The organism is Streptomyces sp. NRRL S-337, assembly GCF_000720175.1.
Classification (GTDB): Bacteria; Actinomycetota; Actinomycetes; order Streptomycetales; family Streptomycetaceae; genus Streptomyces; species Streptomyces siderophoricus.
Genome location: NZ_JOIX01000001.1, coordinates 266,372 through 285,815 on the forward strand (window position 1 = coordinate 266,372; position 19,444 = coordinate 285,815).

The following is a 19,444-nucleotide window of genomic DNA, read 5'->3' on the forward strand; positions in this document are numbered from 1 at the left end:
GGGGGTCATGGCCGGTGGGCGGCGAGCATGGCATGGGTGAGACGGGCGGTGGTCCGGTGCCACCGCCCGGCATCCCGCAGCATGGCGTGCCGGCCCCGGTCCATGGTGAGGAATTGAGCATCCGCGCCGGCCTGTCGCGCACGTTCGCTGAAGTCGCGGGAGCCCTGGTAGTCGGTGATCCGGTCGCGGGCATCGTGGAGCAGCGCGAGAAGCTTTCCCCGCAGATGGGACACCGGTTCCCCAGGTGGGCACCAGGGTGCCAGTGCGATGACGCCGCGGACCGCCGCATGACCTCCGGCGTGCAGTGCCGCCCGCCCGCCCATGGAATGGCCGATGAGCACGATCGGCACGCCGGGGCAGTGCGCCACCAGATCGTCGAGTGCTTGACGGGCGTCCCGGGCGGCGTCGGCAGCCTCGCCGTTCCAACCGCGACAGCGGTAGCGCACGGACGCGAGCAGGACGTCGTTCCCCTCCGCGGCCCGCGCCACGGCACCCAGGAAGGGCCGCATGCGCAGGGCGGGGAGATTCAGCAGCGGTAGCGGGTCGGTGCTGTCGGCCCGGCCACCGTGGAGGAACAGTACGGCGGCCCGCGGGGCGGTGGGGCCGCGGTGGACGACGAGCCGCCGGCGCGCGGGCTCCCGTCGCGGACTGCCCGCATCCGCAGCGTCGGTGCCGGTGGTCATCGTTGTGATCCTTTGCGTCGGGGCGAGGGGATGACCGGGAAGGGCACCCGCCCCGGTCGCCGGCCGCGCCAAAACCGCTGCACAGCGTAACGCCATGGCGAAACGCCATTGAGGCCCGGTAGATGGCGTCGCGTGGGCCGACGTGAACATCGTCACAACTGCCCTGCGACAGGGGTGCGTTGGCCACTCCCGGCTAGGACTTGCTGCATGACAGGGGCTGGAGTTGACGTGATCGCCCGTGGGGCGAGTGTGCACGGTCCGAGAGGGCCGGTGTTCGAGGGCGTGGACCTGGATGTGCCGGCGGGCGGGCTGCTGGCCGTGCACGGGCCGGCCGGTAGCGGGCGTACGTCCCTGCTGCTCGCGCTGGCCGGGCGGATGCGGTTGTCCGGCGGGGCCATCCGGGTCGGCGGGTACGTACTGCCCGCGGAGGGCCGGCGGGTACGCGCGGCCGTTGCCGTCGCCCGGGCGGCGCCCGCCGTCGCCCTCGAAGGGCGGCTGCGGGTGCAGGAGGTGATGGCGGAACGGCGCCTCACCGGAGCAGGGGTGACCGAGCGGCGCCTCCGCGAGGCGTTCGAGACCGTGGGCATCGGCCCACGCGGGACCGAGCTGGTTGAGGACCTCGACCCGGCCGAGGCGCTGCTGCTGGCCACCGCGCTGGCCCTCGCCGAGCGTCCCGGCGCCCTCGTCGTCGTCGACGACGTCGACGACGGCCTGCCGCCCGAGGCGCACGGCCGCGTGTGGCAGGCGCTGGACCAGGTCAGGAACAGCGGGCCCGGGCGCACCGTACTGGCCGGGTGCCTCCGCACCCCGCCGCCCACCCCCGGCCTCGTCGCGCTGTCCCTTCCGCGGCGCAGCCGCGACCGCCTCCCGGCCCGGACCGCCGCCGCGCGAGAGGACACCGACACATGAAAGCCGTCAAGCTGGCACTGCTGGAACTCCGGCGCTTCCGCGGCCCGGTTCGCCGTCTGGTTCCCTTACTGCTGTGCCTGGTGCCGCTGCTGTACGGGGCCATGTACCTCTGGGCGAACTGGGACCCGTACGGCAAGACCGACCGCATGCCGGTGGCCGTCGTCAACCACGACCACCTGGCCCACGCCAAGCAGGGCCGCCGGGTCGACGCCGGTGATCAGCTGGTGAAACAGCTCAAGGCGTCCGGCACCTTCGACTGGCACTTCGTCGGCCAGGACGAGGCGCGGGACGGGCTGGAGCACGGCCGCTACTTCTTCACCATCGACATCCCGTCCGACTTCAGCCGCAAGATCGCCACCGGCGCCGACACCCGGCCCCAACAGGCCGGCATCCGGATCGAACTCAACGATGCCAACAACTACATCGCCGGCATCATGACCGAAGTGGTGCAGACCAAGCTGCAGGACCAGATCAACTCCGCCACCCATGCCGCCTATGTGCGCAGCATCTACGGCGAACTGTCGGACGTACGCGGCAAGTTGACCACCGCCTCCGACGGCGCGCACCGGCTGGTGGGAGCCACCCGCGTGGCCCAGCAGGGCACTTCCACGATCACCTCGGCCACCTCCACCCTGCACGACGGGGCCGCCGACGTCGCCTCAGGGGCACAGCAGATCGCCCGCGCCACCGGACAAATCGACGACCTCGCGGGCCGTCTGGACCAGGCCGCCGCCGACCGGCTTCCCGGCGCCGCCTCCGCCCTGGTGAGCACCGCCCGGCTGACCACCGACGGCCTGGACGCCGTGCACACCGCCACCACCGCCACCCGCAAAGGCACCTCCCGCGCCGTGGCCGACCTCACCGATCTCGCCGACACCCACCCAGAGCTACGCGACGACCCCGTCTACCGCAGGGCCCTGAGCCACGTCCGCAGTCTGGACTCGACCGCCACCGCCCTCGACGGACGGGCCGCCGCCGCGGAGGACAACGCCCGGCGGGCCCTCGACGAAGCCGAACGCCTCCAGGACAGCGTCGGCTCCCTCCGACACGACGTACTGGCCCTGCACACCCCGCTCCGCCTCGTCGACAGCGGTTCGCACAGCGCGGCCGACGGCGCGCACGGCCTCGTCGAAGGGCTCGCCACCCTGGAAAAGGGCTCCGGCGCCCTGCACACCGCCGCCGAGCAGGCGCACGGCGGCGCCTCGGAAGTCTCCCGCACCGTGGACGACGGCCTGCACAAGATCCCCCGCACCAGCCCCGACCAGGTCGCCCACGCCGCCGAAGTGCTGGGCTCGCCCGTGCACATCGACCGGACGAACCTGCACCCTGCCGGGGTCTACGGACGGGGGCTCGCGCCGTTCTTCTTCGGCATCGCCCTCTGGGTGTTCGGCCTCTTCGCCTACCTGCTGCTACGCCCCCTCAACACCCGTGCCCTGGCCGGCCGGGTCGGCGCCTTCACCACCGCCGTCGCGGGATGGCTGCCGGCCGCCCTGCTCGGCGCCGTGGGAGCACTGGTGCTCTACGGTGTCGTCGACCTGACCCTCGGACTGAACCCTGTCCACGGCTTCTTGACGCTCGCGCTCCTGGTCACCGCGGCGGGGGCGTTCGTGGCCGTCGACCACTGCCTGCGCACCGTGTTCGGGGTGCCCGGCGACGTCCTGTCGCTGGTCCTGCTCATCCTGCAGCTCACCGCCTCGGGCGGCCTCTACCCGCTGCCCACCGAACCGGCCTTCTTCCAGGTGCTGAACCCGATGCTCCCGATGACCTACCTCGTCGACGGACTGCGCGTGACCGTCTCGGGCGGCCTCACCGGGAACCTGCTCCGGGACTTCGCGGTCCTCCTCGCCTGCACCGCCGGTTCCCTGACCGTGACCGCCCTCTCCGTACGGCGGCAACGGATCTGGACGGTCGGACGCCTCCATCCCGACGTCTCTCTGTAAAGGGGAGGCGACCCTCAGCGGTGCTGCTGGTGGGGGGAAGCGGGATGGCTGGTGGGCCGGTCGGCTTCGGTGGCGGCCCAGGCGGCGAGGAGCTGCAAGGCGTCGTGGTCGGGTGTGCCGGGGGCGGTGCTGTAGGCGGTGAGGGTCAGGCCGGGTTGGGCGGGCAGTTCCATGGCGTCGAAGTCGAGGGTGAGGACGCCGACGGCGGGGTGGCGGAAGGACTTGCGGCCGGTGTGGTGCAGGCGCACATTGTGCTTGGCCCAGGCGGTGCGGAATTCCTCGCTGCGGGTGACGAGTTCGCCGATGAGTCCGGTCAGGTCGGTGTCGTTGGGGGCACGTCCGGCTTCGGTGCGCAGCAGGGCGACGGTGGTGTTCACGGACTCCTCCCAGTGGGGGAAGAAGTCACGGCCACCCGGGCTGAGGAACTGGGCGCGGGCGATGTTGACGGTCCGGGCGGCGGGGTCGGGGAACAGCGGGGCGTACAGGGCGCGGCCGAGGGTGTTGGTGGCGAGGACGTCCAGGCGGCCGTTGCGGATGAAGGCGGGGCAGTCGGTCATCGAGCTCAGGACGCGCAGGACGCTGTCCGGGAGCGGGCCGCGGGTGCGTGTGGTGCGGCGGGCGGGGCGTTTGGCGGCGGCGCGGGCCAGGTCGTAGAGGTGGGCGCGTTCGGCGTCGTCGAGCTGGAGGGCGTTCGCGAGGGCGTCGAGGACTTCCTCGGAGGCGCCGGAGAGGTGGCCACGTTCGAGGCGGACGTAGTAGTCGATGCTGACACCGGCGAGCAGGGCGACTTCCTCCCGGCGCAGTCCTGGCACGCGCCGGTTGCCGCCGTAGGCGGGCAGCCCGGCCTGCTGCGGGGTGATCTTGGCGCGGCGGGAGGCCAGGAACTCGCGGATGTCGCTCTCCGTACTCACACATCCCAGGCTAGGCGCGGCGGCACGCATGTGGGGGGTTCTGCCAGTACCTGTAACGGCAGGCCCTTCTCCACTTGGCTGACCTGCGGTTTCCTCGATAGCGGAAGCGTTTGACGCTCCCGGAAAGCTTTGTCGCTCCCGGAGAGCAAGGAGTCGCCCTGATGCCGAAGCAGTCGGCGCGGCGCCTGACCAGCAGCGCTGCCGCTCCGGCAGTGCCCCCGCCGCCAGTTCGATCAAGGAATCCAGTCGTGGAACACGTCACTGACACCCCCACCGTGAAGGCCCCGGCCGAGCGCTTCACCGGCGATGTCTTTCTCCACCCCATCGCGACGCCCGCCGAGCCGGCCCGGCTGGCCGCCGCGCTGGTGCGTTTCACCCCCGGCGCCCGCACCCACTGGCACTCCCACGCCCTGGGACAGGTCCTGCACATCACCGACGGGGTCGGCCTGGTCGGCACCCGTGACGGCAACGTCGTGCGCGTGCGCGCCGGCGAGACCGTGAAGTGCCCGGCCGGCGAGGAGCACTGGCACGGTGCCACCGACGCCACCCTCATGGCCCACCTCGCCATGGTCGTCGGTGATGGAAGCGGTGACGGCACCAGCTGGCTGGAGCCGGTCACCGACGAGCAGTACGCCGCAGCCCTGGCCACCCCCGGCCGGTGACGGCCCGCCGGCAGCCACCCCGCCTCGTGCACCGTGCCTCCCACCGGCTGCGTACCGGACCGGTGCACCGCACCCCTCGACGAGCAGAAAGAGCGATGTCCCATGCGGGCAGCATTCCTGTACAAAGCCGGTGACGTCCGTGTCCAGGACGCCCCGGACCCCACCATCGAGCAGCCCACGGACGCCCTCGTCCGGATCGTCCGCTCCTGCGTGTGCGGCAGCGACCTGCATCCCTACCACTCCCTGACCGCCGCCGACGGGCCCGTGCCCATGGGCCACGAGTTCCACGGCGTCGTCGAGGAGACCGGCTCCGAGGTCAGCGGCCTCAGCCGTGGCGACCTGGTGGTCTCCCCGTTCGCCTTCGCCGACAACACCTGCGAGTTCTGCCGCGAGGGCCTGCACACCTCCTGTCTCCGGGGCGGCTTCTTCGCGGCCGGTGTCGGCGGCGCCCAGGCCGAGGCCATCCGCGTCCCCCAGGCCCAGGGCACCCTGGTCAAGCTGCCGGGGGACGTCGACGAGGAGCTGCTGCCCTCGCTGCTGACCCTGGCCGATGTGTACGGCACCGGCTACCACGCCGCCAAGCAGGCCAGGGTGAAGCCCGGTGACAGCGTCACCGTCATCGGTGACGGCGCGGTCGGCCTGCTCGCCGTGCTGTCCGCCCAGCGGCTCGGCGCCGAACGCATCATCCTCATGGGCCGGCACAAGACGCGCACCGACCTCGGCATCGCGTTCGGCGCCACCGACGTCGTCGCCGAGCGCGGCGAGGAGGGCATCGCCAAGGTGCGTGACCTGACCGGCGGCCACGGCACCCGCGCGGTTCTGGAGGCCGTCGGCCACATGCCCGCCTACGACATGGCCGTCGGCGCCGTGCGCCCCGGCGGCGTGATCAGCCGGGTCGGCGTACCCCAGTACGAGGCGGCGCCGGTCGGCTTCACCAGCCTCTTCGGCCCCAACGTTACCCTCACCGGCGGCCCCGCCCCCGTGCGCGCCTACATCGACGAGCTCCTGCCCGCGGTCCTGGACGGCAGCGTCGAGCCCGGCCGCGTCTTCGACCGCACCCTCCCCCTTGAGCAGGTGCCCGACGCCTACCGGGCCATGGACCGGCGCGAGGCCCTGAAGGTCCTCATCACCCCCTGACCCGTCACAGGCCCGGCAGGCAGAGCACTTGAGATCTCCCCCCCGGTCGGGCGGCCGGGGCACGGTGACGTGACTCGCTGCCCGCCCGCAGCGCCGGGCGTCCTCACCCGGCAACGCATCCGTACGCCCACGACGCGCCCCACACCTCGCGCCTCCAGAAAGGGACCCGCAGTGAACCCCACCTACGACTTCAGCGGCCAGGTCGCCCTCGTCACCGGCGCCGGCTCCGGGATGGGACTGGCCACCGCCCAGGCATACGCCCAGGCCGGTGCCGCCGTGACCCTGGCCGACATCGACGAGCAGGCCCTCAAGACGGCGGCGCAGAAACTGCGAGCACAAGGACACGAGGTACTGGCTGTCCCCTGCGACGTCACCGACGAGGACCAGGTCGCCGCCATGGTCGACCGCACCGTGGAAACCTTCGGCCGCCTGGACATGGCCTTCAACAACGCCGGCATCCAGATCCCGCCCAGCGACGCCGCCGACGAGGACGCCGCCGTCTTCGACAGGGTCAACGCCGTCAACCTACGTGGCGTGTGGGCCTGCATGAAGCACGAACTGGCCCAGATGCGGACCCAGGGCAGCGGTGCCATCGTCAACTGCTCCTCCCTGGGCGGCCTGGTCGGCATCCCCGGCCGCGCCTCCTACCACGCCTCCAAACACGGCGTGATCGGCCTGACGACCAGCGCCGCGCTGGAATACGCACCGCGCGGCGTGCGGATCAACGCGGTCTGCCCGGGCACCATCGACACCCCGATGGTCGCCGACATGATCGCCAAGGGCGAGCTGGACCGGGCGGAGGCCGAAGCCTCCCAGCCGATCGGCCGCCTGGGCCGCGCTGAGGAAATCGCGTCCGCGGTGCTGTGGTTGAGCAGCCCGGGCGCCGGCTTCGTCATCGGCGTCGCACTGCCCGTCGACGGCGGCTACGTCGCCCGCTGACCTCCCGGCCTCGCCGGAAGGACCGGTCCGTAGCGGGTGACCGGCGGAGGTGGCCGGCATCGGCCCGGCGGTCAGGCGGAACGTCCTCATACGGTCAGGCGGTCAGGCCTTGCCCGGATGACGAAACCCGCGCCGGTTCCCCGGTGCATGCCGCCCGAGCGTCGGCGGGTGGCCGAGCGCCGCCGGGTGGTCGGTGGCCGGTCCGGGATCCGTTGGGCAGGATACCTGTGTGGCGAAGTCGTGGGCGTGTGAGGCATGTGGGGTGCGGCTTCCGGGGCGCTCGCGGCCCGGGTCGGACGGCAAGCAGCGCGGGGGCCGGCCGGCGCGGTACTGCTCCGACGCCTGCCGCCAGCGCGCGTTCCGGGAGCGGGCGGCCGCAGCGTCCCGTGCTGCCCCACCCACCGGACTGCCGGGCCGCGGGCTACCGGTCTCGCTCGACGCATTCGTGGGCCGTGAACGGGAGTTGGCGCGCTTACGCACGCTGCTGCGGTCGTCGCGGCTGCTGACGCTTACCGGGCCCGGCGGAGTGGGCAAGACGCGGCTGGCGGTCGAGCTCGCCGGCGGTGTGCGCGGCGGACGCGCGGGCCGCGCCCAGCTGGTGGAGCTGGACGGGCTGCACGACGGTGAGCTGCTGCCGCAGACCGTGGCCGCCGCCCTCGGCGTACGGGAGCGCGCCGGCCGGGCGGGAAGCGAGGCGTTGGTGCACGCCCTGGAGAAGCGCAGCACCCTGCTCCTCCTCGACAACTGCGAGCATCTGGCCGAGCCCTGCGCAGCGTTGGCCGCGGCACTCCTCACCCGATGCCCCAACCTGCGCATTCTCGCCACCAGCCGAGAGCCGCTGCGGGTGCCCGGCGAGGTGGTCTTCCGCGTCGGCATCCTGTCGCTGCCGCCGGCCCCGGCAGGTGCCGGCGGAGACCATCACGGGGACCAGGCCATCGACCCGCTCCTCCGGTCGGAGGCGGTCAGGCTTTTCCTGGAGCGTGCCCGCACCTGCGATGCGGGGTTCGCGCCCACGCCCGGTGATGTCCGGACCGTGGCCGAGATCTGCCGGCGGCTGGACGGGCTGCCTCTGGCCATCGAACTCGCGGCGGGCCGTACGGCATCGCTCCGGCCGGCCGGAATCCTGCGTGGGCTGGACGATCAGCTGTCCCTCCTGACCGACGGCAGCAGGACGGGGCCGGGGCGCCACCGCGAGCTGGGGACCACGATCGACTGGAGCCATCGCCTGCTGGATCCGCTGGAAAGGACGGTTTTCCGGCGGCTGTCGGTGCTCGCGGGCGGGTTCGACGCGGAGAGCGCGGCCGCGGTCTGTGCGGATCGCGGCCCGGCCGATGACGGTGTCGAGGGAGGTGATCACTGCGGCGACGGGCGGTGCCGCGTACGGCGGAGCCAGGTGTTGCCCGTGCTGTGCGCCCTGGAGGCCAAGTCCTTGATCGCGCGGGTGCCCGGGGACGCGGCGGGGGTGGCGAGGTTCCGGCAGCTCGCGGCGATCCGGGCGTACGGAACGGACCGGCTCGCCGAGGCCGGGGAGCCAGCGGCCGTCTGGGACCGGGCGATGGACCGGCTGGCCGGGCAGGCGGCCGACGGCGCCGCCATGGTCTTCCCCGACGGCGCCGCCCTGCCGCTGGCCCGGGAACAGGAGAACCTCGCGGCAGCCGTGGCCCGTGCCGCCGAGGGGAGCGACCCGCGGCATACCGCGCTGGCCCTCGCGTTGGCTCGACTCCACTACCAGCAGGAGCAGTTGACGGCCGCCCGTGCGCTGCTCACCGAGGTGCTGGCACGGACCACGTACGGATCCCCGGACCACGGTGCGGCGCTGGCGCTGGCCGCCCGCGCGGCCTGTCAGCAGGCCGACCGCTCGGCGGCGCTCACCTTCGCCCGGGAAGCGGTCGCCGTGGAACGCGCCGGCTTGCCCCACCCCGGCCGGCTGGCCAACGCCCTGGACGCCCTGGCGGCCGCGCACCTGTGCCGCGATGCCCACCACGACGCCGTCGCCGTCTTCGCCGAGTGCCTGGCGGTGGTCCGTACGCTGGATCGCCCGCTGGACGTCGCCGTGTGCCGGCACCACCTTGCCTGGGCCCTGCTCCAGACGGGCGACACCGCGCAGGCGGCCGCAGTGATGGAGGAGTGCCTCCCCGCCCTGGAATCCAACGCTCCGCCGGGACAGGCAGCGGCTGCGCTGCACACCGCGGGCGCGATCCACCTGGCGCAGGGGAACTGGGACGCCGCCGAGAGCAGGTTCGCCGAGGTGCTGGTGAAGGTGCCGGACGGCGAGAGCCTGCACGCGCTCTATCCGGTGGAGGGCCTGGCCATCGTGGCGGCCGAACGGGGCGCTCCCGAACGGGCGTTACGGCTCTACGCCGCGGCCGACGCGGCACGACGACGCACCGACACCGAACCGGAAGCGAGCTGGCGGGGAAAGGTGGAGGCGGCCGCAGCCCGGGCCAGGGAGCGGCTCCACCCTGCCCGGGCCGACGCGGCGATGACGGCCGGCCGCCGGCTGCGCGGGGAACGGCTGCTGTCCTACGCCGTCCGCGGCAACGCATCAGCCGACTGCTTGACGAAGCATGCTGGGCACACCGACGTCGCATGCCGGACCTCGACCGAACCGATCAGCCCCTCCGCCCAACTTCCGCTCACGGCACGCGAACTGACGGTCTCCCAGCTGGTCGCCGAGGGGATGACCAATCAGCAGATCGCCGCGCAACTGGGTCTGTCCAAGAGCACGGTCGCCAGTCATCTCGACCGGGTCCGGGACAAGCTGGGCGTCCGCTCCCGTACGCAGATCGCCGTCCTGGTCACCGGACGGACGGATGGTCCCGGCCCCGGAGGCGAGCCGGTGTAGCTCCGTCCGTGATCCGCCGGACCGGCCCTTGGCCTCCCCGTGGGGTTTCGTCACGCCCCTAACCGGCCGGTCATTCGACGGATGTGCGCAGGCGACCTGACCACGGAGGCTGGCCCGAGCCGGGGGAGTACCTCATCTCCCCGGTGCTCTCCCCACGCCACCACCCCGCAAAGGAGACGCGATGCGGTACGCCGACGAGACCGGCCCGGACGGTGCTGCACCAGGAACGCAGCGCAGTTCCCGCAGGTCCTTCATCAGGTCGACCTCCGCCGGAGTGACGGCAGTGGCGCTCGGCGCGAGCGTGACTGCCGCCGCCGGCCCTCCGGCCCAGGCAGCAGAGGAGGCCGCCCCGGGGGCCCGGCGCGGCACCCGTCCGCTCGCCGTCACCCCGGCCTGCTCGGGCCACGAAACACCGGCCTCCATCGAGGGTCCGCTGTTCAAGCCCAACTCCCCCGAGCGCAGCGACCTGATCACGCCGGCGATCCAGGGCGTACGGCTCGACCTCAACGGCGTCGTGTACGACACGTCCTGCAAGCCCCTGCCCGAAACGCTCATCGAATTCTGGCAGTGCGACCAAAACGGCGACTACGACACCTCGGGCTTCTCCCTGCGCGGCCACCAGTACACCGACAGCAGGGGTGCCTACCGACTCCGCACCATCATCCCCCGGGACTACTGGGGCCGTTGGGGCCAACGGGCCCCACACATCCACACCCAGGTGCAGGCCTCCGGCGGCCCGGTGCTCCTCACCCAGCTGTACTTCCCCGACACCACCCAGGCGTACGGCAGGGACTTCGCCGCGCTCAACGCCGCCGACCGACTCCTCAACCGCGCATGCACGATCCGCCTCACCGGCCCGGAGGGCGACCGCTACACCGGCGCCTTCGACTTCGTCATCACGACCACGGTCTAGGCACCGTCCCACCCCCATCCGGACAAGGAATGCGTATGCCCTCGCACAGCCCCTCCCCCCGGCGGCGATCCGTACGGGTCTCCCTGCTGGCCGCCCTCGCCACCACCGTCGTCACCGGCAGCCTGGTCCTGGCCGGTCAGAGCGGTGATCCGACCACTCCGGCCGCAGCCACCGCTCCCGCGGCAGCCCTCGCCCCCGCCGCCCCGCACGCGGGGCAGTGGCAAGCGACCCCGGTGCCCGTCAAGAAGGGTGATCTGACCGCCGTCGCCGCACTGAGCGACAAGCAGGCCTGGGCAGTCGGCTACCGGCTCAAGAGCGCCACCTCGCTGGAGGCGATCGCACTGCGCTGGGACGGTAGCTCATGGACCCAGGAATCCACCCTCCCCGACAACAGCTTCCCGCAAGCGCTCGCCGTCCGCTCGGCCACCGACATCTGGGCGGTGGGCAGCGCCTCCGCCCATTGGGACGGCACCAAGTGGACCGCGTACCAACTGGCCAACGACCCCTCCGGCCACGTCGTCCCGGACGCCGTGGCAACCACCTCCGACGGGAAGGTGTGGACGGTGGGCCGGGCCATGGGCCGGTCGATCAAGGACGGCGTCCCGGCCATCCAGTCCTGGGACGGCAAGGCCTGGCACCGGCAGCCCTTGCCCGATGTCGGCAAGGGGGAACTCAGCGCCCTCACGGCGGTCGCGCCCGACGACATCTGGGCCGCGGGAGCCGCCTACGCCCCCGACGAGAAGTCCCAACAGTCCGCGCTGCTGCTGCACTTCGACGGCACCAGTTGGCGGCGTGTCACGGCGCCCGGCCCGCACACCACGCACAACTGGCTCGGCGCGATCACCGCCCTTTCGGCGGACGACATCTGGGCGGTGGGCGGGAGCACCACCGGCAGCACGGAGCGGCCGCTCGCCCTGCACTGGAACGGCAGCACCTGGACCACGGCCAAGACACCGGACGTGGCCGACGGCCGGCTCCGCGCCGTAGGCAGAACCGGCAACGGCGATCTGTGGGCCCTGGGCGGCAAGGGGGCAGCCCCCGTCGCCCTGCACTGGAACGACCAGCGCGACCAGTGGGAGAAGACCACTGCCCCGGACCTCGTCATCCGCAGCTCCACCACCGTGCCCCACAGCGCCGACCTGTGGGCCACCGGAATCTCCCCCCACGGCGACCTCATCCCGGCGATCACCCGCCTCAAGAACTGATCCACCGTCAGGCCGGCGCAAAAGCGGGGATTCCCTGCCCGAGGAAGCCCTCAAGAAGGCGTCAGCCGAGGCGGAAAAATGACTCAACTCCGCTCACAGCAAAACGGATTGGGTTCCTCCAAGGGGCCGACCCGCCGTCGACCAGCGGGTATGTTCCCCGCTCAGCTCCACCACACCCGGCAGCCGCCACCGCACCCGTAAAGAAATTCGATCATGGCGCGATTCTTCGGTGTTAGCTTGTGCCGAGCAGTCGGGTGACTGCCGCTTTATACCCATGGAGGCTGATATGGAAGAGCAGAACGAGCTGTCGACCGTGGAGCCGTACGCCGCCCCGATGCTGGTCGAGGTCGGTGAGTTCAACGAGGACACGCTGGGCTTCATCGGCTGGGGCAAGGACATCTTCGGCCACTACGGCGGCTGACCGACCGTCACTGGCTGATCGACAGCCGGCTGACCATCTCACAGCTGGTTCGACAGCTGACTTTCAGGAGTAAGCACAGATGACCGGTGCTGGGTTCGTGGTCCTGCCGGATGCGGCGTCCGCGGTGGAGGTTCGTGCGCAGGTGCCCTGGTCGGCGCCCCAGGTACTCTCGCACGCCTCCGGGCGTCCGTGGCTGGTGGGCACGTGGCTGCCTGGCGCGGTTCAGGTGGCCACGGCGGGCCCGGTACGGGTGGCGGTGATCGGGATCTGCCCGGTCACCGCCACGCGGTTGTCCGAACTCACCACCCGTGTCCGCACCCTCGCCGACATCGACGCCCTGGCCGCAGCACTCCCGGGCTCGTGCCACGTCATCGCCTCGGTCGACGGACAGGTCCGCGTACAAGGCAGCATCACCGGACTGCACCGGATCTTCCACACCGATGTCAACGGCCTGCCCGTCGCCGCCGACCGCGCCGATGTGCTGGCTGCGATGACCGGCGCCGGCATCGACGAACGTGCCTTGGCCGTACGCCTGGCCTGCGGCGGACTCGTTCCCCCGCCGCTAAGTGAGGCGCCCCTGTGGGCAGGCGTCTCCCCACTGCCGCCGGACCACTACCTGGTGCTGCAGGACAAGCAGGGCCGGCAAGCCCGTCAGGTCCGCTGGTGGCAGCCCCCCACCCCTGAACTCCCGCTCACCGCCGGCGCAACAGCCCTGCGCGAAGTGCTGGAGACCGCCCTGGCCGGCCGCGAGCCCGCCACGGGCCGGCTGAGCAGCGACCTGTCCGGCGGCATGGACTCCACCTCCCTGTGCTTCCTCGCCGCCCGCACCCATCCCGACCTGCTGACGTTCCGCTGGGGCGAGGCCGAGGCAGGCAACGACGACGCCGCCTTCGCCGCCCACTCCATCGACCACCTCGACCAGGCCGAGCACCTCGTCATACCCCCGGCCGACCTCCCGGCGCTCTTCACCGACCCGGCCACACCGAACGACACCGAAGAGCCCTACCCCTTCGTCCGCACCGCCGCGCGTACCCGCCACACCGCCCGGTTGCTCGCGGACCGCGGAGCGCAGCGCCATCTGGCCGGGCACGGCGGCGACGAGTTGTTCACCCCCTTCCCCGGCTACCTGCACCCCCTTCTGCGGCGCCGCCCCGTCACCGCGCTGAGGCACGTCCGCGGTTACGCGGCCCTGAAGCGCTGGCCGCTGCTGCACACCCTGGCCGCCCTGACCCGCCCCGGCAGCCAGGCATCGTGGTGGCACGCCCAGGCCGACCACCTCACCGACCCACCCTCGCGCAAGCGCCGCCCCAGCCTGGGCTGGGGCCTGTGGCCGCTGCGCGCCCCGGCCTGGGTCACCTCCGAGGCCATCGAGACCGCCCGCGCAAGCCTCCGCCACACCGCGGCCCACGCACAGCCGCTCTCCACCGACCTCGGTCAGCACCAGACCTTGCTCGCCGTACGCACCGCCGCCCCCTGGTACCGCCTGCTGGCCCGCCCGTTCGCCGACGCCGGCGTCCAGCTCGACTCGCCGTTCTTCGACGACCGCGTCATCGAGGCCGTGCTACGGGTCCGCACCCACGAACACGCCGGCCCCTGGCACTACAAACCCCTGCTCGCCCAGGCGATGCGCGGCATCGTCCCGGACACCGTGCTGGGCCGGTCCACCAAGGGGGAGTTCAGCGAAGAGGCCAACACCGGCCTGCGCCGCAATCTCCCCGCCCTGCTGGAAATGTTCGACGATTCGGCCCTGGCCGCCCACGGCCTGATCGACCCGGCCGTACTGCGCACCCAACTGCTGGCCCCCCAGGCGACCAACGCCATGAACATCGCCCTGGAACCCCTCATCGGCTGCGAAACCTGGCTGCGCGCAGCCACCCGACCCACGCCCGTCCCAGCCACGCCCACGCAACCCACCCCCGCCCGAAGGACGACCGACGCCCATGAACCTGCACCCTGACGTGGTCTGCACCGACACCGACGACGGCACCGTGCTGCTCAACCAACGCACCGGCCGCTACTGGCAACTCAACACCACCGGTGCCCACGTCCTGCGCCAGCTCCTGGCCGGCTACACCCCTCACGACATCGCCGCCGACCTCGCCGCCCGGCACCACATCGACACCACCCGCGCCGAGCAGGACGTCACCGCGGTCCTCACCCAGCTGCGCACCGCGGACCTGGTGGCCGCGTGAGTCTTCCCGTCGCCCTGTCCGAACGGCCCCGCCTGCCCCTGCACCGCCGCCCGGTCCCCCTCCTGGCCGTTGCCGCTGCCCGCCTGTTGGCGAAGGCCAAGCCGGCTCGGCTGCGCAGGATCCTGGAGTTCGCCCGACGCGGCGCCCACCCCGCCACCGCCGCCCAGGCCCTGGCCGCCCGCGAAGCGGTCGTCTCGGTCAGCCTGCGCTGCGCCGGCCAGGGCTGTCTGCAACGTTCCATCGCCACCGCCCTGCTCTGCCGCTTGCGCGGTGCCTGGCCCACCTGGTGCACCGGCGTGCGCACCCACCCCTTCGCCGCCCACGCCTGGGTCGAGGCCGAAGGCCGCCCCGTAGGCGAGCCCCACCCCAAGGGCCACTTCAAACCGCTGATCGCCGTCCCACCCCTTTCACCGGCAGGGAAGTAGCTGAAGAAAGGCACCGAGGACGCACCCGCCTCACCGGGTCAGGTGGGCGTTGAGCCGGGCGGCCTGGCGCGTCAGGTGGTTGCGCTCGGCGAGGTTGGGTGCCTGGTGGGCCGCCTCGGCGTACAGCCGTGCCGCCGTCGCCAGGTCGCCGTCGCGCTCGTGGAGGTACGCCGCCACCGCGGTGTGGCGGGGAATGGGGTGTCGTCTGCTCGAAGAGCTTGGGGAAGAGTCGTCCAGCTCCGCGAGCGCCGCCAGCCCGGCGCGTGGACCGTCGGCCTCGCCGACGGCGACCGCGCGGTTGAGGCGGACGACCGGGCTGTCGGTCAGGCGCGTGAGCTCGTCGTACCACTCGACGATCTGCACCCAGTCGGTCTCCTCGGCGGTGGGCGCGTCGGCATGGAGGGCGGCGATGGCGGCCTGTGCCTGGAACTCGCCCAGCCGGTCGCGGGCGAGGGCCGTCTGCAGGATCGCGATGCCCTCGGCGATCGCCTTCGTGTCCCACCGGCCGCGGTCCTGCTCGGCGAGCGGCACCAGGCTGCCGTCCGGCGCGGTCCGGGCGGGGCGGCGGGCGTGGTGCAGCAGCATGAGGGCGAGCAGCCCCGCCACCTCGGGGTGGTCGACCTGCGCCGCGAGCTGCCGGGTGAGCCGGATGGCCTCGGCGGCGAGGTCGACGTCGCCGGAGTAGCCCTCGTTGAAGACCAGGTAGAGGACGCGCAGCACGGTGGCGACATCGCCCGGCTGGTCGAGGCGCACGCCGGCCACGGTGCGTTTGGCCCGGCTGATGCGCTGTGCCATGGTCGCCTCGGGCACCAGATAGGCCTGGGCGATCTGGCGGGTGGTGAGCCCGCCGACGGCGCGCAGCGTGAGCGCGACCGCGGACGACGGCGTCAGCGACGGGTGGGCGCACAGGAAGTAGAGCTGGAGCGTGTCGTCCACGGAGGGTGTGGGGCCGGGCAGCGGTTCCTCGTCCACCAGGTCCTCACGCCGGCGGCGGGCGGCGTCCGAGCGGGCCTGGTCGAGGAACTTGCGCCAGGCCACGGTGACCAGCCAGCCCTTCGGGTCCCGTGGAGGGTCGGCCGGCCAGACGCGGACCGCCTCGACGAGCGCTTCCTGCACGGCGTCCTCGGCCGCCGCGAAGTCGGCTCCGCGGCGGACGAGGATGGCGAGCACGCTCGGCGTGAGGCTCCGGAGCAGGGCCTCGTTCATCGGAGACACCGGGGGCGCCGGAGACTCCGGGGACACCTGAAAGACGCGTGAGACATCTGAGACACCTGAGAGGTCACTCCGTGATGGTGGGCGGGGCGGTCAGGAACGGGCGCACCTCAAGCCACTCGTGGATCGGCTCCCCGCCCGCCCCGGGGGCGGCCGACAGCTCCCCGGCCAGCTCGACGGCGCGCTCATAGCTGTCGACGTCGATCACCATCCAGCCGGCGATGAGGTCCTTGGTCTCGGCGAACGGGCCGTCGGTGACCGGCGGACGCCCCTCACCGTCGTACCGGACCCACGCGCCCTCAGGCGCGAGCGCCTGCCCGTCGACGAACTCGCCGGTCTTCTCGAGCCGGGCCGCGAAGTCCTGCATGTACTGCATGTGGGCCGAGACCTCCTCGGGCGTCCACTGGGCCATGGGCACGTCGTTGACCGGAGCCGGAGCGCCGCGGTAGTGCTTGAGCAGCAAGTACTTGGCCATCGTGATTCTCCTCGGTGCTGGTGCGACCCATTGTGGTCGCGTTCACCTCGGGGACGGAGCCAGTCCCGGGTTCTCGACATCGCCGCACGAATTTTTTTGACCCTTGTGGACGATCTTCCTCCCGGCCGCTCAGTGGGCAGCGGGTCGGCCTCCTGATGCGCGATCTTCGGCCAAGCCGGGCCGGCTGGGGCAGCTTGGCGGTCTGTTCCCTCTGCCGTCGGTCACCGACTACACCCTTGTCGAGGGCCACGCCGACGGCATGTTCACCGCCCGTGTGGACCTGGCCGCCAGCATGCTGGCCCTGCTGGCCGATGACCGCCACCTGCGTACCACTGTCAGCGTCATCACCAGGCCGACAACCCCGCCCTGCTCCACTGAATTCGCCGCGAAGCACTCTCCAAGAGCTGAGCGGGTGGGTGCTGTTGGGTTCGCAGCCGCTACCGCTGGCTCTGTGTTCGCCTCGGGTCCGCAGTCGTTGGAATTCCGGGCCGGTGAACTGGCGCCCATCTTCGCCTCGTCCGCGTCGAGTTAGCACCTGATCCACATCTTCCGCCTTAAGCGATGACATGCGCAGGCCGGCGGTATATGGTTCGGCCACTGTCACCCAGGGTGTTGCTCTGGCCAATGGTTGACCGGTGGCCGGACGCTGCAATGCCCAGGGTGCTGTGCCCTACCCCCCTCATAGCTCTGCCCGCGTGCACCGGCCCCGGTCGTACCTGACCGGGGTCGGGCGCGCCGCAGAAAGGCATGCACATGTCCCGAATACGGGTCACCAGACCCGCCGCTCTGACCGCGCTGGCAGGCGTAGGAGCCTGTCTGGCAATCGTCGTCGTGCCGTCCGCCTTCGCGGGTACGACCACTCCGGCCGGCAGCAGCTGCACCATCCGCCCCGCGGCGAAAGGCTCCGAGGCACCGCTGAGTTGTCTCGGCGTCACCGCTTCTTTCGACCACCTGCCTGCTGTCGGCGAGCAGGCCACCCTCACCGTGAAGGTCCAGGCACAGGCCCAGGTCAAGCACGCCGGACTGGCCCTCCAATTGCCGCCCTCGATCCGGATGACCGGCGAGGAATCCGGCTTCGCCGCACCCACAACGGACACCTTCGGCCAGCGCACCAGTCAGACGCTCGCCCTCACCCCCGGCACCCAGGCCCTCAAGCTCAAGGTCAAGGCCGTCGCCGCCGGACCCGCCCAGATCCAGGCGGACATCAGCGACATCGACCGTCCCGACCCGCGCCGCGCCGGGCACGACTCGTTGGAACTCACCGTCGGGACGGCAAAGGGCTCCTCCGACAAGGGCGTCTCGGTCACCAAGGCCGACGCCGCCCCGGCCCACGGCCGCGGGCCCCGTGCCCGCAAGCCCCGCCCGGTCGCCCCCAAGGCCCCGGCCCCAGCTCCTGTCTCCGGCCGTGCCTCGGCTGCCTCGGCCCCGGCCTCCCCGCACGCGGCCGCCGCGGCCACCTCCAGCGCCCAGGTCTGCGTCAACGGCACCTTCCGCAACCGCTTCCAGTCCGCCGAGGGCGGCAGTTGGAACGGCAAGGCCAACCGGGACGAGCCGGTCAGCAACGTCAACATCACCCTGTGGGGCAGGCCGACCGCCAACAGCGGCACGCAGAAGCTCGCCACGGGGATGACCGGCAACGGCGACGGCAAGTTCAACCTCTGCTACACCCCGAGCACCTCCGCCATCTCCCAGGCGTGGGTGGAGTTCCAGACACAGGCCGGCCGCATGTGGTCGGTGGTCGACGGCAACGGCCGCCTGTACTCCACCGCCACGTACTCGCTGAACAACATCTCGGGCAACACCAGCCTGGGCAACGTGTACGCCAACGACGGACAGAGTCGTGCCTGGCACGCCCTCGACACCCTCAACAAGCTGTGGTGGAACCGCGGTGCCACGACCAACTGCTGGACGAGCAGCCAGCAGGACGGCCACTGCACCCCGATCACCGTCCAGTGGTACCCCGGTTCCACCGACGGCACGTACTGGACCACCAACGACGACAAGATCCACCTGGCGGACAACGATCCCGACTCCGAGCACACCACCATCCACGAGGCGGGCCACGCCCTGATGGGCAAGCTCTACAAGAACTGGTGGCCGAACGTCAGCAACTGCTCGCCGCATTACGTCAATCGCACCTCCTCCACCAGCTGCGGCTGGACCGAGGGCTTCGCCAACGCGGTGGCGTTCCACACCTTCAACGACACCACGTACTACTGGGGCAACGGCAGCTCCATGAACCTCGCCAATGACCGCTCCACGAACGGCATCGACCCGGGCGACGCCTGCGAGGCCCGCGTTGCCACCGCGCTGGTCGACCTGTGGTCCCAGGTCGACGGTGGCTGGACGAAGAGCAACACCATGATGTCCCGGACCTGGCAGTCCAGCTTCCGCGAGTACTTCGTCAACGACCGGCCCGACTACGGCCTGGACAGTGGCTCGACGGCCCGGAACATTCTCTACCGCCACACCATCCAGTACTGACCAGCACTGACGAGTCCTGACCAGTACCGATCCTGACTGCTGTCAGCTGGATGAGCCCCGTGGACCCACGGACCCATGGACCGGGCCGTAC

At 71.8% G+C, this 19,444-nt stretch carries 18 protein-coding genes; 14 read left to right on the top strand and 4 right to left on the bottom strand.

Annotation, left to right across the window (positions count from 1 at the left end; all coding sequences use genetic code 11):
* Positions 1-5: 5 nt before the first annotated feature.
* A complete protein-coding gene (locus tag IG62_RS0101185; protein WP_030796388.1) occupies positions 6-683 on the bottom strand; it encodes an alpha/beta hydrolase in 678 nt (225 codons plus the stop codon).
* Positions 684-890: 207 nt separating this feature from the next.
* On the opposite strand from IG62_RS0101185, the gene IG62_RS0101190 reads away from it, so the two are divergent.
* Both IG62_RS0101190 and IG62_RS0101195 read left to right on the top strand, forming a co-directional pair.
* Complete coding sequence (locus IG62_RS0101190) at positions 891-1,592, top strand: ATP-binding cassette domain-containing protein (protein ID WP_030796390.1); 702 nt, start codon at positions 891-893, stop codon at positions 1,590-1,592.
* Positions 1,589-3,532 carry a YhgE/Pip domain-containing protein gene (locus tag IG62_RS0101195; protein WP_030796392.1) on the top strand — a complete coding sequence of 648 codons (1,944 nt, stop codon included), beginning with the start codon at positions 1,589-1,591 and terminating at the stop codon, positions 3,530-3,532. Before IG62_RS0101190 ends, IG62_RS0101195 begins: the two co-directional genes overlap by 4 nt.
* Positions 3,533-3,546: 14 nt before the next feature.
* Here the strand turns inward: IG62_RS0101195 and IG62_RS0101200 are convergent, their stop codons facing one another.
* Positions 3,547-4,443, bottom strand: coding sequence for a helix-turn-helix transcriptional regulator (locus IG62_RS0101200; protein ID WP_030796395.1), 897 nt, complete (start codon positions 4,441-4,443; stop codon positions 3,547-3,549).
* Positions 4,444-4,691: 248 nt separating this feature from the next.
* Here IG62_RS0101200 and IG62_RS0101205 point away from each other — a divergent pair, with 248 nt between their 5' ends.
* From IG62_RS0101205 to IG62_RS0101250, 10 genes are all read left to right on the top strand, one after another.
* Positions 4,692-5,105: a cupin domain-containing protein gene (locus IG62_RS0101205; protein ID WP_030796398.1), complete on the top strand. Its 414-nt coding sequence runs from the start codon at positions 4,692-4,694 to the stop codon at positions 5,103-5,105.
* Positions 5,106-5,207: 102 nt separating this feature from the next.
* A complete protein-coding gene (locus IG62_RS0101210) occupies positions 5,208-6,242 on the top strand; it encodes an alcohol dehydrogenase catalytic domain-containing protein (RefSeq protein WP_030796400.1) in 1,035 nt (344 codons plus the stop codon).
* Between the two features lie 171 nt (positions 6,243-6,413).
* A complete protein-coding gene (locus IG62_RS0101215; RefSeq protein ID WP_030796402.1) occupies positions 6,414-7,181 on the top strand; it encodes a glucose 1-dehydrogenase in 768 nt (255 codons plus the stop codon).
* A gap of 229 nt (positions 7,182-7,410) precedes the next feature.
* On the top strand, positions 7,411-10,026 hold the full coding sequence (locus tag IG62_RS0101220) for a helix-turn-helix transcriptional regulator (RefSeq protein ID WP_234326130.1): 2,616 nt from the start codon (positions 7,411-7,413) through the stop codon (positions 10,024-10,026).
* Between the two features lie 181 nt (positions 10,027-10,207).
* The gene (locus IG62_RS0101225; protein WP_030796406.1) at positions 10,208-10,939 is read left to right on the top strand and encodes a dioxygenase; all 732 of its coding nucleotides are present in this window, start codon (positions 10,208-10,210) and stop codon (positions 10,937-10,939) included.
* Positions 10,940-10,974: 35 nt separating this feature from the next.
* Positions 10,975-12,144: a hypothetical protein gene (locus tag IG62_RS0101230; protein WP_030796408.1), complete on the top strand. Its 1,170-nt coding sequence runs from the start codon at positions 10,975-10,977 to the stop codon at positions 12,142-12,144.
* A 286-nt stretch (positions 12,145-12,430) separates the two neighbouring features.
* The gene (locus IG62_RS45950; RefSeq protein WP_018090024.1) at positions 12,431-12,565 is read left to right on the top strand and encodes a lasso RiPP family leader peptide-containing protein; all 135 of its coding nucleotides are present in this window, start codon (positions 12,431-12,433) and stop codon (positions 12,563-12,565) included.
* Between the two features lie 79 nt (positions 12,566-12,644).
* Positions 12,645-14,522, top strand: a complete 1,878-nt coding sequence (locus IG62_RS0101240) for a lasso peptide isopeptide bond-forming cyclase (RefSeq protein ID WP_078871728.1) — start codon at positions 12,645-12,647, stop codon at positions 14,520-14,522.
* Positions 14,506-14,757 carry a lasso peptide biosynthesis PqqD family chaperone gene (locus IG62_RS0101245; protein ID WP_030796412.1) on the top strand — a complete coding sequence of 84 codons (252 nt, stop codon included), beginning with the start codon at positions 14,506-14,508 and terminating at the stop codon, positions 14,755-14,757. Before IG62_RS0101240 ends, IG62_RS0101245 begins: the two co-directional genes overlap by 17 nt.
* Positions 14,754-15,182, top strand: coding sequence for a lasso peptide biosynthesis B2 protein (locus IG62_RS0101250; RefSeq protein ID WP_030796413.1), 429 nt, complete (start codon positions 14,754-14,756; stop codon positions 15,180-15,182). Before IG62_RS0101245 ends, IG62_RS0101250 begins: the two co-directional genes overlap by 4 nt.
* 30 nt (positions 15,183-15,212) lie before the next feature.
* On the opposite strand, the gene IG62_RS0101255 is transcribed toward IG62_RS0101250, so the two are convergent.
* Entirely contained in the window at positions 15,213-16,388 is a 1,176-nt protein-coding gene (locus IG62_RS0101255) for an RNA polymerase sigma factor (RefSeq protein ID WP_030796415.1), read from the bottom strand.
* A 73-nt stretch (positions 16,389-16,461) separates the two neighbouring features.
* On the bottom strand, positions 16,462-16,869 hold the full coding sequence (locus IG62_RS0101260; protein WP_030796417.1) for a YciI family protein: 408 nt from the start codon (positions 16,867-16,869) through the stop codon (positions 16,462-16,464).
* A 103-nt stretch (positions 16,870-16,972) separates the two neighbouring features.
* On the opposite strand from IG62_RS0101260, the gene IG62_RS47660 reads away from it, so the two are divergent.
* Together IG62_RS47660 and IG62_RS43935 are read left to right on the top strand one after the other, a co-directional pair.
* On the top strand, positions 16,973-17,401 hold the full coding sequence (locus IG62_RS47660) for a hypothetical protein (RefSeq protein ID WP_030796420.1): 429 nt from the start codon (positions 16,973-16,975) through the stop codon (positions 17,399-17,401).
* Between the two features lie 221 nt (positions 17,402-17,622).
* Positions 17,623-19,353 (top strand): mycolysin, encoded by a 1,731-nt coding sequence (locus IG62_RS43935; RefSeq protein WP_078871729.1) that lies wholly within the window; start codon positions 17,623-17,625, stop codon positions 19,351-19,353.
* The last annotated feature ends 91 nt before the right edge of the window (positions 19,354-19,444 follow it).

What these genes read in the sequence shown, in the direction of transcription:
- IG62_RS0101230 (WP_030796408.1), top strand. Translation starts at nt 10,975, where the DNA reads ATGCCCTCGCACAGCCCCTCCCCCCGGCGGCGATCCGTACGGGTCTCC.
- IG62_RS0101255 (WP_030796415.1), bottom strand. Translation starts at nt 16,388, where the DNA reads ATGAACGAGGCCCTGCTCCGGAGCCTCACGCCGAGCGTGCTCGCCATC.
- IG62_RS43935 (WP_078871729.1), top strand. Translation starts at nt 17,623, where the DNA reads ATGTCCCGAATACGGGTCACCAGACCCGCCGCTCTGACCGCGCTGGCA.
- IG62_RS0101245 (WP_030796412.1), top strand. Translation starts at nt 14,506, where the DNA reads ATGAACCTGCACCCTGACGTGGTCTGCACCGACACCGACGACGGCACC.
- IG62_RS0101260 (WP_030796417.1), bottom strand. Translation starts at nt 16,869, where the DNA reads ATGGCCAAGTACTTGCTGCTCAAGCACTACCGCGGCGCTCCGGCTCCG.
- IG62_RS0101195 (WP_030796392.1), top strand. Translation starts at nt 1,589, where the DNA reads ATGAAAGCCGTCAAGCTGGCACTGCTGGAACTCCGGCGCTTCCGCGGC.
- IG62_RS45950 (WP_018090024.1), top strand. Translation starts at nt 12,431, where the DNA reads ATGGAAGAGCAGAACGAGCTGTCGACCGTGGAGCCGTACGCCGCCCCG.
- IG62_RS0101210 (WP_030796400.1), top strand. Translation starts at nt 5,208, where the DNA reads ATGCGGGCAGCATTCCTGTACAAAGCCGGTGACGTCCGTGTCCAGGAC.
- IG62_RS0101225 (WP_030796406.1), top strand. Translation starts at nt 10,208, where the DNA reads ATGCGGTACGCCGACGAGACCGGCCCGGACGGTGCTGCACCAGGAACG.
- IG62_RS0101185 (WP_030796388.1), bottom strand. Translation starts at nt 683, where the DNA reads ATGACCACCGGCACCGACGCTGCGGATGCGGGCAGTCCGCGACGGGAG.
- IG62_RS0101240 (WP_078871728.1), top strand. Translation starts at nt 12,645, where the DNA reads ATGACCGGTGCTGGGTTCGTGGTCCTGCCGGATGCGGCGTCCGCGGTG.
- IG62_RS0101190 (WP_030796390.1), top strand. Translation starts at nt 891, where the DNA reads ATGACAGGGGCTGGAGTTGACGTGATCGCCCGTGGGGCGAGTGTGCAC.